Source organism: Aliivibrio sp. 1S175, assembly GCF_001690985.1.
Classification (GTDB): domain Bacteria; phylum Pseudomonadota; class Gammaproteobacteria; order Enterobacterales; family Vibrionaceae; genus Aliivibrio.
Map to the genome: position 1 here is coordinate 240,044 of NZ_MAJS01000005.1, position 12,170 is coordinate 252,213.

The 12,170-nt window shown below is 41.8% G+C and carries 12 protein-coding genes; 9 read left to right on the forward strand and 3 right to left on the reverse strand.

The window, feature by feature from the left end; genetic code table 11:
- The first annotated feature begins 6 nt into the window (after positions 1 to 6).
- The 9 genes from atpB (at position 7) to glmU (ending at position 8,121) form a co-directional block, all read left to right on the forward strand.
- Positions 7 to 804 carry a F0F1 ATP synthase subunit A gene (atpB, locus tag A6E06_RS01810; protein ID WP_065594558.1) on the forward strand — a complete coding sequence of 266 codons (798 nt, stop codon included), beginning with the start codon at positions 7 to 9 and terminating at the stop codon, positions 802 to 804.
- A gap of 46 nt (positions 805 to 850) precedes the next feature.
- On the forward strand, positions 851 to 1,108 hold the full coding sequence (gene atpE / locus A6E06_RS01815; protein WP_004411110.1) for a F0F1 ATP synthase subunit C: 258 nt from the start codon (positions 851 to 853) through the stop codon (positions 1,106 to 1,108).
- A gap of 56 nt (positions 1,109 to 1,164) precedes the next feature.
- The gene (atpF, locus tag A6E06_RS01820) at positions 1,165 to 1,635 is read left to right on the forward strand and encodes a F0F1 ATP synthase subunit B (protein ID WP_065594559.1); all 471 of its coding nucleotides are present in this window, start codon (positions 1,165 to 1,167) and stop codon (positions 1,633 to 1,635) included.
- 17 nt (positions 1,636 to 1,652) lie between these two features.
- Positions 1,653 to 2,186 (forward strand): F0F1 ATP synthase subunit delta, encoded by a 534-nt coding sequence (gene atpH / locus A6E06_RS01825; RefSeq protein ID WP_065594560.1) that lies wholly within the window; start codon positions 1,653 to 1,655, stop codon positions 2,184 to 2,186.
- A 13-nt stretch (positions 2,187 to 2,199) separates the two neighbouring features.
- Positions 2,200 to 3,741, forward strand: a complete 1,542-nt coding sequence (atpA, locus tag A6E06_RS01830; RefSeq protein ID WP_065594561.1) for a F0F1 ATP synthase subunit alpha — start codon at positions 2,200 to 2,202, stop codon at positions 3,739 to 3,741.
- A 45-nt stretch (positions 3,742 to 3,786) separates the two neighbouring features.
- A complete protein-coding gene (atpG, locus tag A6E06_RS01835) occupies positions 3,787 to 4,653 on the forward strand; it encodes a F0F1 ATP synthase subunit gamma (RefSeq protein ID WP_065594562.1) in 867 nt (288 codons plus the stop codon).
- Positions 4,654 to 4,686: 33 nt separating this feature from the next.
- Entirely contained in the window at positions 4,687 to 6,090 is a 1,404-nt protein-coding gene (gene atpD, locus A6E06_RS01840; protein WP_065594563.1) for a F0F1 ATP synthase subunit beta, read from the forward strand.
- Between the two features lie 18 nt (positions 6,091 to 6,108).
- Positions 6,109 to 6,531, forward strand: a complete 423-nt coding sequence (locus tag A6E06_RS01845) for a F0F1 ATP synthase subunit epsilon (RefSeq protein WP_065594564.1) — start codon at positions 6,109 to 6,111, stop codon at positions 6,529 to 6,531.
- Positions 6,532 to 6,762: 231 nt separating this feature from the next.
- Positions 6,763 to 8,121: a bifunctional UDP-N-acetylglucosamine diphosphorylase/glucosamine-1-phosphate N-acetyltransferase GlmU gene (glmU, locus tag A6E06_RS01850; RefSeq protein ID WP_065594565.1), complete on the forward strand. Its 1,359-nt coding sequence runs from the start codon at positions 6,763 to 6,765 to the stop codon at positions 8,119 to 8,121.
- Positions 8,122 to 8,274: 153 nt separating this feature from the next.
- Here glmU and A6E06_RS01855 read toward each other — a convergent pair whose 3' ends face one another.
- The 3 genes from A6E06_RS01855 to ilvD all read right to left on the reverse strand — a co-directional run bounded on the left by A6E06_RS01855 (position 8,275) and on the right by ilvD (position 12,155).
- Positions 8,275 to 8,484, reverse strand: coding sequence for a cold-shock protein (locus A6E06_RS01855; RefSeq protein ID WP_060993481.1), 210 nt, complete (start codon positions 8,482 to 8,484; stop codon positions 8,275 to 8,277).
- A 277-nt stretch (positions 8,485 to 8,761) separates the two neighbouring features.
- On the reverse strand, positions 8,762 to 10,294 hold the full coding sequence (ilvA, locus tag A6E06_RS01860; RefSeq protein ID WP_065594566.1) for a threonine ammonia-lyase, biosynthetic: 1,533 nt from the start codon (positions 10,292 to 10,294) through the stop codon (positions 8,762 to 8,764).
- Between the two features lie 4 nt (positions 10,295 to 10,298).
- The gene (gene ilvD / locus A6E06_RS01865; RefSeq protein WP_065594567.1) at positions 10,299 to 12,155 is read right to left on the reverse strand and encodes a dihydroxy-acid dehydratase; all 1,857 of its coding nucleotides are present in this window, start codon (positions 12,153 to 12,155) and stop codon (positions 10,299 to 10,301) included.
- Positions 12,156 to 12,170 lie beyond the last annotated feature (15 nt).

Sequence of the window (12,170 nt, forward strand, 5' to 3'; positions counted from 1 at the left end):
AAAGTTATGTCTGCGTCAACGCCTACTGAATATATTAATCATCACTTGCAGAATCTCTCTTTAGGGAAGTTAGGCATTGTTGATGAATTAAGTTTTTGGAATGTGCATATAGACAGTTTGTTTTTTTCTGTGCTAACAGGTGTGTTATTCCTTTGGGTATTTCGTTCTGTAGCTAAGAAATCAACGACTGGAGTACCAGGTAAATTACAGTGTTTCGTCGAAATGGTAGTTGAATTCGTTGATGGTAACGTAAAAGAGACTTTCCACGGCAGAAATCCTTTGGTTGCTCCATTAGCTTTAACCATATTTTGTTGGGTAATTATAATGAATGTCATGGATTTAGTTCCTATTGATTTCATTCCTTACTCTGCTGAACATTTGCTAGGCATCCCTTATCTTAAAGTGGTTCCAACAGCTGATGTAAACATTACTATGGCGATGGCTCTTGGTGTGTTTGCTTTGATGATTTATTACAGCATTAAAGTAAAAGGCCTAGGTGGTTTTGCAAAAGAATTAGCATTACATCCATTTAATCATTGGATCATGATCCCATTCAACCTACTTATTGAAGTTGTTTCGCTATTAGCTAAACCTCTTTCTTTAGGCATGCGTTTGTTTGGTAACATGTTTGCTGGTGAAGTGGTATTTATACTAATTGCTGCAATGTTACCGTGGTATTTACAATGGGTCGGTGCGTTACCTTGGGCTATTTTCCATATTTTGGTTATCTTAATCCAAGCATTTGTTTTCATGATGTTGACAATCGTTTATATGTCAATGGCTCATGAAGATGGCGATCATTAATTTTTAATTTTTAATACAACTCTATCTATTCAATTGGAGAATATAAATGGAAACCGTTCTTAGTTTTTCAGCTATCGCAGTAGCTATTATTGTTGGTCTTTGTGCTGTTGGTACAGCAATTGGTTTTGCTATTCTTGGTGGTAAGTTTTTGGAAGGCGCAGCTCGTCAACCTGAAATGGCTCCAATGCTACAAGTTAAGATGTTCATCATCGCTGGTCTATTGGATGCGGTTCCAATGATCGGTATCGTTATCGCGCTACTATTCACATTTGCTAACCCATTTGTTGGTCAACTAGCAGGCTAATCTAGCCATTTGCTAATTGAATTTTTGTAGCTGATTCTTAACGAGGGGTAGCTGTTGTGAATATGAACGCAACTCTGCTTGGTCAAGCAATTGCTTTCGCACTGTTTGTTTGGTTCTGCATGAAATATGTATGGCCACCAATCATGGAAGCGATCGAGGAACGTCAGAAGAAAATTGCTGACGGCTTATCTGCCGCTGAACGCGCAGCTAAAGACCTTGATTTGGCACAAGCCAATGCTTCTGATCAACTGAAAGAAGCAAAACGCGCTGCAACTGAGATCATCGAACAAGCGAATAAGCGCAAAGGTCAAATTTTAGAAGAAGCTCGTGAAGAAGCTCTGACTGAACGTCAGAAGATTCTTACACAAGGTGAAGCTGAACTTGAATCTGAACGTAAACGCACTCGCGATGAACTGCGTAAACAAGTTGCAACTCTGGCTGTGATTGGGGCTGAGAAGATCTTAGAGCGTTCTATTGATGTAGAAGCGCAGAAAGATATTCTTGATACCATCACTGCGAAATTGTAAGTAAAAGGGGCAAAGATATGTCAACAATGACAACCATCGCACGCCCCTACGCGAAAGCAGCTTTTGACTTTGCGGTCGAAAAAGGCGAATTGAACCAATGGGTTCAAATGCTAACTTTTTGTTCAGAAGTCACAAAGAATGAAGATTTTGCTCAGTTACTAGATGGTGCTATCGCATCTGAAAAACTGTCAGAAATCTTTATTTCAATTTGTGGTGAACAACTGAACGAGTTTGGAAAAAATCTAATTCATGTAATGGCTGAAAATGGTCGTTTGAAGATTTTACCTAGTGTGTTAGAGCAATTTATCTTTTTAAAGCATGAGCTTGAAAAAGAAATTGATGCTGAAGTTATTTCAGCAATTGAACTGACAGAACAGCAAAAAGCTGACATTAGTGCCAAACTTGAAGCTCGTTTAGAGCGTAAAGTGAAGCTGAATTGTAGCGTAGATGAGGCCCTGTTAGCTGGGGTCATAATTCGAGCCGGAGACCTAGTCATTGATAACTCAGTACGTAGCCGTTTGAGCCGTCTGAGTGAAACATTGCAGTCTTGATGGGGAATGGAGCATGCAACTTAATTCCACGGAAATTAGCGATCTAATCAAGCAACGTATTGAAAAGTTTAACGTTGTAAGTGAAGCTCGTAATGAAGGTACTATCGTTTCAGTAAGTGACGGTATTATTCGTATACACGGCCTAGCAGATGTTATGCAAGGCGAAATGATTGAATTACCAGGTGGCCTTTATGCGCTAGCACTTAACCTTGAGCGTGACTCAGTGGGTGCAGTTGTAATGGGACCATATGTCAACCTACAGGAAGGCATGAAGGTAACAAGTACTGGTCGTATCCTTGAGGTACCAGTAGGCCCTGAGATGCTAGGTCGTGTTGTAAACACACTTGGTGAGCCTATTGATGGTAAAGGTCCTATTGATGCTAAATTAACTTCTCCAGTAGAAGTGATTGCACCTGGTGTAATCGATCGTAAATCAGTAGACCAACCATTACAAACTGGTTACAAATCAGTCGATTCAATGATCCCAATCGGCCGTGGTCAGCGTGAGCTAATCATCGGTGACCGTCAGACTGGTAAAACAGCAATGGCGATCGATGCGATCATTAACCAGAAAAATTCTGGTATTTACTCTATCTATGTTGCGATTGGCCAAAAGGCATCAACAATTGCTAACGTAGTACGCAAATTAGAAGAGCACGGTGCGTTAGCTAATACTATCGTTGTTGTTGCTTCTGCTTCTGAATCTGCTGCGCTGCAATATCTTGCACCGTACTCAGGTTGTGCGATGGGTGAATACTTCCGTGACCGCGGTGAAGATGCTCTGATTGTTTATGATGATCTATCTAAGCAAGCAGTAGCTTATCGTCAGATTTCTCTACTATTGAAACGTCCACCGGGCCGTGAAGCGTTCCCTGGCGATGTATTCTATTTACACTCCCGTCTACTAGAGCGTGCTGCTCGTGTAAGCGAAGCGTATGTTGAGAAATTCACTAATGGTGAAGTGAAAGGTAAAACAGGTTCTTTAACTGCTCTACCTATCATCGAAACTCAAGCTGGTGACGTATCTGCATTCGTACCAACCAATGTAATCTCGATTACTGATGGTCAGATTTTCCTACAAACAGAACTGTTCACTGCTGGTGTTCGTCCTGCGGTAGATCCAGGTATCTCTGTATCTCGTGTAGGTGGTGCTGCGCAAACTAAGATCATTAAGAAACTGTCTGGTGGTATTCGTACTGCTCTTGCACAGTATCGTGAACTTGCAGCATTTGCTCAGTTCTCATCTGATCTTGATGACGCGACTAAAAAGCAACTTGATCACGGTGAGAAAGTAACTGAGCTTATGAAACAAAAGCAGTACGCTCCAATGTCTGTTTTTGATCAAGCGTTAGTTATCTTTACAGCTGAGAAAGGCTACTTGAATGATATCGAGCTTTCTAAGCTTGCTGATTTCGAAGAAGCGTTGCTGTCGTATGCTCACGGTCAATTTGCCGATCTAGCAACAGAGATCGACTCATCGGGTGCTTGGAATAAAGAAATTGAAGCTCAGTTCGTGAAACTGGTTGAAGATTTCAAAGCAACCCAGACCTGGTAATTCGTTGGTGGCCTGTTATGGGTCACCCGAAAACGGAGAGTAACGATGGCCGGTGCGAAAGAGATTCGTAACAAGATCGGGAGTGTAAAAAGCACTCAAAAGATCACGAAAGCAATGGAAATGGTAGCCGCTTCTAAAATGCGTCGCTCGCAAGAGTCGATGGCAGCGTCTCGTCCATATGCTGACACAATACGTAAAGTAATCGGTCATTTAGCGCTTGGTAGCCTTGAGTATCGTCATCCGTATCTTGACGAACGTGAAGCTAAGCGTGTTGGTTACATTGTTATTTCTAGTGATCGTGGTTTGTGTGGTGGCTTAAACATTAACTTGTTTAAAAAAGTCATGACAGAAATGAAAACATGGTCTGAAGATGGTGTTGAAATTGATTTGGCCGTTATCGGCTCTAAAGCAACAGCATTCTTTAATAGTTATGGCGGTAATGTTATTGCTCAGAATTCAGGCTTAGGCGATAGCCCTAGTATTGAAGAACTGATTGGTAGCGTTGGTGTGATGCTGAAGAAATACGATGAAGGCCAACTGGATCGTTTGTATGTAGTGAACAATAAGTTCATTAATACAATGATACAAAAGCCAACAATTGACCAATTACTTCCTTTGCCTAAATCAGAAGATGAAGCAATGAAACGCACTCACTCTTGGGACTATATATATGAGCCCGAGCCTAAACCATTACTAGATGCACTACTGGTTCGATACGTTGAATCACAAGTATATCAAGGTGTGGTTGAGAATTTAGCCTGCGAACACGTAGCGCGAATGATTGCGATGAAAGCGGCAACTGATAACGCTGGTGACATTATTGATGAACTGCAACTTGTGTATAACAAAGCCCGTCAATCGGCGATTACACAAGAGCTTTCTGAGATTGTTTCAGGCGCATCAGCGGTTTAAGCATAGGTATTTAAACAGTTTAGAGGATTAACGATGACTACAGGTAAGATCGTACAGATCATCGGTGCGGTAGTCGATGTAGAGTTCCCACAAGGCAGTGTACCTCGTGTATACGATGCTCTGAATGTTGTTGAAGCAAAAGAACGTCTTGTTCTTGAAGTTCAACAGCAAATTGGCGGTGGCGTTGTTCGCGCAATCGTAATGGGTAGCTCAGATGGTTTACGTCGTGGCTTAACAGTAGAAAATACTGGCGCGCCAATTACAGTTCCAGTGGGTACTAAAACATTAGGTCGTATCATGAACGTTCTTGGGGACGCGATTGATGAGTGTGGCGAGATTGGTGCTGAAGAGCATTATTCAATTCACCGTGCCGCGCCTAGCTACGAAGAGCAGGCAAACTCGACATCTCTTCTAGAGACAGGTGTTAAAGTAATCGACTTAATTTGTCCATTCGCTAAGGGTGGTAAAATCGGTCTATTTGGTGGTGCAGGTGTAGGTAAGACCGTTAATATGATGGAACTTATCAACAACATCGCACTACAACACTCTGGCCTATCTGTGTTTGCAGGTGTAGGTGAGCGTACTCGTGAAGGTAACGATTTCTACTTTGAAATGCAGGAAGCTGGTGTTGTAAACATCGAGAATCCTGAAGAATCAAAAGTAGCAATGGTTTACGGTCAAATGAATGAGCCACCAGGTAACCGTCTACGTGTTGCTTTGACTGGTCTAACAATGGCTGAGCGCTTCCGTGATGAAGGCCGTGATGTTCTATTGTTCATTGATAACATCTATCGTTATACACTAGCGGGAACTGAAGTATCAGCTCTATTAGGTCGTATGCCATCAGCAGTAGGTTACCAACCTACACTTGCTGAAGAGATGGGTGTTCTTCAGGAACGTATCACTTCAACTAGCAGTGGTTCTATCACTTCAGTTCAAGCGGTATATGTACCTGCGGATGACTTAACGGATCCATCTCCTGCGACAACGTTTGCTCACTTAGATGCGACAGTTGTACTTAACCGTAATATCGCATCAATGGGTTTATACCCAGCGATTGACCCGTTAGATTCTACATCTCGTCAACTTGATCCACTTGTTGTTGGTCAAGAGCACTATGATATCGCACGTAATGTACAATCTACATTACAGCGCTATAAAGAGCTAAAAGACATCATCGCTATCCTAGGTATGGACGAGCTATCTGAAGAAGATAAGCAAGTTGTATCTCGTGCTCGTAAGATTGAGAAGTTCTTAACTCAACCTTACCACGTAGCAGAAGTATTCACAGGCGACCCAGGTATTTACGTACCACTTAAAGACACATTAGCTGGCTTTAAAGGGTTATTAGCTGGTGATTACGATGACGTTCCTGAGCAAGCCTTCATGTACTGCGGTAAAATTGAAGAAGCGCTTGAGAATGCGAAGAAGCTATAAGGCTGATTAGGAGGCGATATGGCAGCAATGACCTTTCACCTGGACGTTGTAAGTGCTGAAAAGAAATTATTTTCAGGGCTAGTAGAAACGATGCAGGTGACCGGTAGCGAGGGTGAGCTTGGTATTTTCCATGGTCACGCACCGCTGCTGACCGCTATCACGCCTGGTATGGTGCGTATTGTTAAACAGCACGGTCATGAAGAGTACATTTATGTCTCTGGTGGCATTGTTGAGGTTCAACCTGGTTCAGCAACTGTTCTTGCAGATGCTGCTATCCGTGGAGTTGACCTAGACGCAGCTAAGGCAGAAGAAGCTAAACGCAAGGCTGAGGAGAATATCCGTAATCAGCATGGCGACATTAACTTCGCTCAAGCGGCTGGTGATTTGGCTAAAGCGATCGCACAGCTTCGAGTTATCGAACTGACAAAACGTTCGCGTTAATCAAGTACCATTAGAAAGAAGGCGGCCTATATGGTCGCCTTTTCTTTAATATAAGTTGTAATTCTTACTAATATCTCACCCTATAATGTATCTTTTATCATATAATTTAGTTCGAATATTAATCCCATTGGTTATTTATTAATAAAAATAATGCAGTAAATAATGGATTTAGTATTTTTGTATCAATGAGCTAGGCAATTTAAGTCAGCATAAAAATAAAATAGGCTTTCTATGAACTTCAGTGCAGTAATTCTGGCAGCGGGTAAAGGCACTCGCATGTATTCAAATAAACCTAAAGTACTTCATACTTTAGCGGGTAGACCAATGGCTAAACATGTAATCGATACATGTGAAGGTCTTGGAGCTAAAAATATTCATCTTGTTTATGGTCACGGTGGTGATCAAATGCAAGCTGAGTTAGGTCAAGAAAGAGTGACGTGGGTTCTTCAAGCTGAGCAATTAGGTACCGGTCACGCGGTTAATCAAGCATCACCAGAATTTTCTGATGATGAAAAAGTATTAATTCTTTATGGTGATGTTCCACTAATTAGTGCTGAGACAGTAGAGAATTTATTAGATGCTCAACCTACTGGTGGCATCGCTTTACTTACCGTTGTTTTAGATAATCCTATGGGTTATGGCCGTATTATTCGTCGTAATGGCCCTGTTATTGCGATTGTAGAGCAAAAAGACGCGACAGAAGAACAGAAGCTGATAAAAGAGATTAATACGGGTGTAATGGTTGCTACGGGCGGTGATTTAAAACGTTGGTTATCTGCTCTTAAAAATGAAAATGCACAAGGTGAATATTATCTAACAGATATCATTGCAGCAGCTCATGATGAAGGTCGTGCAGTTGAAGCGGTTCACCCTGTTAGCCCAATTGAAGTTGAAGGTGTGAATGATCGTGCACAATTAGCGCGTTTAGAAAGAGCATTTCAATTAGCACAAGCACAAAAATTATTAGAGCAAGGTGTTATGCTTCGCGATCCTAGCCGTTTTGATCTAAGAGGATCATTGCAGTGTGGTATGGATATTGAGATCGACGTAAACGTGATCATCGAAGGTAATGTAACTTTGGGTGATAATGTTGTTATTGGCGCTGGTTGTGTGCTGAAAGATTGTGAGATTGATGACAATACAATTGTTCGCCCATACAGTGTAATTGAAGGTGCTACCATTGGTGAAGATTGTACCGTTGGCCCATTTACTCGTTTACGCCCAGGAGCCGAACTGTGTAATGACGCTCACGTAGGTAACTTTGTTGAGGTGAAAAACGTACGCTTAGGTGAAGGTTCTAAAGCAAACCACCTTACGTATCTTGGTGATGCTGAGATTGGTAAACGAGTGAACGTTGGTGCTGGTGTAATTACTTGTAATTATGATGGTGCAAATAAGTTTAAAACAGTTATTGGCGATGATGTTTTTGTTGGCTCAGACAGTCAACTTATCGCACCAATTACGATAGCTAATGGTGCAACAGTCGGTGCAGGTTCAACAGTAACTAAAGACATTAGTGAAAATGAACTTTACATTAGCCGTGCGAAAGAGCGTCGAATTGCGAATTGGCAACGTCCGACTAAAAAATAATTTACACGTATATTATTGATAATAAAAAAGAAGCTATTACGGCTTCTTTTTTTATGCCTCTAATTTGATCTTTTAATCGTACAGCTCAAATTACAGATAAAAAAAATGCTGACCGAAGTCAGCATTTTTTAGAATTCAATTCGAAAGTTCGAATTACTCACCAACAACGTTAGCTGCTTGTGGGCCTTTTTGGCCTTGTTCTACTTCGAAAGAAACCTTTTGGCCTTCTTTCAGAGTTTTGAAGCCTTCAGATGCGATAGCACGGAAGTGAACGAATACGTCAGCGCCGCCGTTATCTTGAGTAATGAAGCCGAAACCTTTCTCTTCGTTAAACCACTTAACGATACCAGTTGTTTTAGACATAATAATATCCTAATTTTTTTAATTAAATAATTCGCGTAATGCGAAGTTGTAGCCATAAAGAATTATTTATTTGAGGTAAAACATATGTATAAAAAGCTTCAAGCATAACTGGTAAAGCAGTATAACGAAGGTTTCAAAAGCATAATATTACAGATAAATAGGTCTGTTTACAGGCCGAGAAAAATAATAGCATTTTTAAACTGATTGTATAGCATAATTTCAAAAATGAATGAAAATAAGGCTAAAAACTAATTAGCCTTATAAACGGCATACGCTATTAAGATAAAAAGAACTGATATGCAGGGTTATTACTTTCATCTTTCCACTGATAACCTAATTCTTTGAGATGCTTTGAAAAATTAAGAAGATCGCTGTCATCCAATTCAAAACCACATAAGACCCGTCCATAATCGGCTCCGTGATTACGGTAATTGAATAAGCTGATGTTCCAATGGGTACCGAGAGTGCTTAAAAATTTAACGAGTGCTCCGGGATACTCTGGAAATTCAAAGCTATACAATCTTTCTGTCAGAGGTTTTGATGGTTTACCCCCAATCATGTAACGAATATGAAGTTTGGCCATTTCATTATCAGAGAGATCGACTACAGGATAATCACCGTGTTGTAAGTCACTGATTATACTATCTAGCTCTTGTTGTCCCTCGAGAAGTCGGACACCTACAAAAATATTGGCTAGTTTGTCATCGTTATAACGATAGTTAAACTCAGTCACTGCTCGACCGCCGATAAGGTTGCAAAACTCAAAGAATGCTCCCTGACGTTCTGGAATAGTAACGGCAAGTAACCCTTCTCGTTTTTCGCCTAATTCACAGCGTTCTGATACATAACGTAACCCGTGAAAATTAGTATTTGCACCTGAAAGCACCGTACTTAGTTGCTTGTCTTTAAGTTGATGCTGGTCAGCGAATTTCTTTAATCCAGCTAAAGCGAGTGCCCCTGATGGCTCAGCAATAGCTCGAGTGTCTTCAAAGATGTCTTTGACTGCTGCACAAATCTCATCACTAGAAACGGTAATATGGCCATCAATATATTGTTGGCATAAACGGAAGGTTTCATCACCAATGCGCTTTACGGCAACACCGTCAGCAAACATACTCACTTGATCGAGAACTACAGGCTCACCGGCATCTAATGCGGCTTTTAAACAAGCTGAATCTTCAGGTTCTACGGCGATAATTTTTATTTCAGGCATCAGTTGCTTAATGAGAACGGCAACTCCTGCGGCTAAGCCACCACCACCCACCGGAACAAAAATATAATCTAAATGCCCATTTTGTTGCAGCATTTCCATTCCAATCGTTCCCTGACCAGCAATCACTAAAGGATGGTCAAATGGGGGAACAAATGTATAACCGTGAAGTTGTGATAATCGTTCTGCTTCTGCTTTGGCTTCATCAAAGTTACTGCCGTGAAGGATGACTTGGCCACCAAAACCTTTAACCGCTTCTACTTTTATATCAGGCGTGGTACGTGGCATAACTATCGTGGTTTTAATTCCGAGTTTAGTGCCTGATAATGCCATTCCTTGCGCATGATTTCCGGCAGAGGCTGCGATAACCCCTGCTTTCTGTTGCTCTTCGGTTAAGCTCGATACCATATTGTAAGCGCCGCGAAGTTTAAACGAGTGAACGGGTTGACGATCTTCTCGTTTTAATTGAACTCGGTTTTGAATGCGTTCAGACAAACGAGGCATGTCTTGAAGCGGCGTTACTGTCGCCACATCATAGACTGGTGCCCGTAAGATCTGACGCAGGTATTCTGCGCCAGTTTGATAAGAAGGTGTTGTCATAAATTTACCCTTCTAACTTAGATCTATCACGCACCGCTCCTTTATCTGCACTCGTCGCCATCATTGCATAGGCTTTTAGTGCAAAAGAGACTTCACGTTGACGATTAACAGGCTTCCAACCTAACTTATCTTGTTCTGCTCGACGCTCGCTTAATTCAGCTTCTGGTACATCAAGCGTGATAGAGCGGCTTGGAATATCAATGGTGATAATATCCCCTGTTTTTACGAGCCCTATTGTGCCACCACTTGCTGCTTCTGGTGAGGCGTGACCAATAGACAGGCCTGATGTACCGCCAGAGAAACGACCATCAGTTAGAAGTGCACACGCTTTACCAAGTCCCATTGATTTTAGATAAGTGGTCGGGTACAACATTTCTTGCATCCCCGGACCGCCTTTAGGGCCTTCGTAGCGAATAACTACCACATTACCTGCTTTTACTTTGCCAGCTAAAATACTTTCTACTGCGGTATCTTGGCTTTCAAATACAATGGCTGGACCTTGGAATTTAAGGTTATCTTCGTCAACACCCGCCGTTTTTACAATACAACCATCAACCGCGATATTACCAGAAAGAACCGCTAGGCCACCTTCTTGGCTAAAGGCATTCTCTTTTGTTCGGATACAGCCATTTTCACGGTCATCATCAAGACGATCCCAACGACAATCTTGTGAGAACGCTTTAGTGGTTCGAATACCTGCAGGACCGGCACGGAAAAATTTAAGTACCGCTTCATCTTCGGTTTGCATAATGTCGTATTGAGCCAGTTGCTCTTTCATCGTTAAGCCAAGCACGGTATTGGTATTACTATTCAGTAGGTTTGCTCGATCTAACTCGCCAAGGATAGCCATTACTCCACCTGCACGGTGAACGTCTTCCATGTGATATTTAGGTGTTGAAGGGGCTACTTTACATAGATGAGGCACTCGACGAGACATCTCATCAATATCATCCATATCAAAATCGATTTCGCCTTCTTGAGCGGATGCGATTAGGTGAAGTACCGTATTACTTGAACCGCCCATTGCAATATCTAACGCCATTGCATTTTCAAATGCCGCTTTGTTGGCAATATTACGTGGCAGAGCGGAATCATCGCCTTGTTCGTAATAACGTTTGGTTAGAGTAACAATACGTTTGCCGGCATTGATAAATAGTTCTTCACGATCGGCGTGAGTAGCAAGCATTGACCCGTTACCTGGTTGAGATAACCCTAATGCTTCGGTTAAACAGTTCATTGAGTTGGCGGTAAACATACCAGAACATGAACCACAAGTTGGACACGCTGAACGTTCTATTTGCTCACTTTGTGCATCAGAAACCGTTGGATCAGCACCTTGGATCATGGCATCAACTAAATCAAGTTTAATGATTTGATCTGAAAGCTTCGTTTTACCTGCTTCCATTGGACCGCCAGACACAAAGATCACTGGAATATTAAGGCGCATTGCTGCCATCATCATTCCTGGAGTGATTTTGTCACAGTTAGAGATACATACCATTGCATCTGCACAGTGCGCATTAACCATGTATTCAACAGAATCAGCAATAAGTTCACGTGATGGCAGAGAATAAAGCATGCCACCATGACCCATTGCAATGCCATCATCAACTGCAATGGTATTAAATTCTTTAGCGATACCGCCTGCTTTTTCAATTTCACCAGCAACCAATTGTCCCATGTCTTTTAGATGAACGTGACCCGGAACAAATTGGGTAAATGAGTTAACCACGGCAATGATAGGTTTACCAAAATCTTCTTCTTTTACGCCAGTTGCACGCCATAGTGCGCGAGCTCCAGCCATGTTACGGCCATGAGTTGTGGTGGCTGAACGGTATCTGTTTTTAGGTGATGTAGGCATGTCATTAATCCTTTA

Coding starts and splice junctions, on each gene's coding strand:
- atpB (WP_065594558.1), top strand. CDS start 7: ATGTCTGCGTCAACGCCTACTGAATATATTAATCATCACTTGCAGAAT.
- atpE (WP_004411110.1), top strand. CDS start 851: ATGGAAACCGTTCTTAGTTTTTCAGCTATCGCAGTAGCTATTATTGTT.
- atpH (WP_065594560.1), top strand. CDS start 1,653: ATGTCAACAATGACAACCATCGCACGCCCCTACGCGAAAGCAGCTTTT.
- atpA (WP_065594561.1), top strand. CDS start 2,200: ATGCAACTTAATTCCACGGAAATTAGCGATCTAATCAAGCAACGTATT.
- atpG (WP_065594562.1), top strand. CDS start 3,787: ATGGCCGGTGCGAAAGAGATTCGTAACAAGATCGGGAGTGTAAAAAGC.
- atpD (WP_065594563.1), top strand. CDS start 4,687: ATGACTACAGGTAAGATCGTACAGATCATCGGTGCGGTAGTCGATGTA.
- A6E06_RS01845 (WP_065594564.1), top strand. CDS start 6,109: ATGGCAGCAATGACCTTTCACCTGGACGTTGTAAGTGCTGAAAAGAAA.
- glmU (WP_065594565.1), top strand. CDS start 6,763: ATGAACTTCAGTGCAGTAATTCTGGCAGCGGGTAAAGGCACTCGCATG.
- A6E06_RS01855 (WP_060993481.1), bottom strand. CDS start 8,484: ATGTCTAAAACAACTGGTATCGTTAAGTGGTTTAACGAAGAGAAAGGT.
- ilvA (WP_065594566.1), bottom strand. CDS start 10,294: ATGACAACACCTTCTTATCAAACTGGCGCAGAATACCTGCGTCAGATC.
- ilvD (WP_065594567.1), bottom strand. CDS start 12,155: ATGCCTACATCACCTAAAAACAGATACCGTTCAGCCACCACAACTCAT.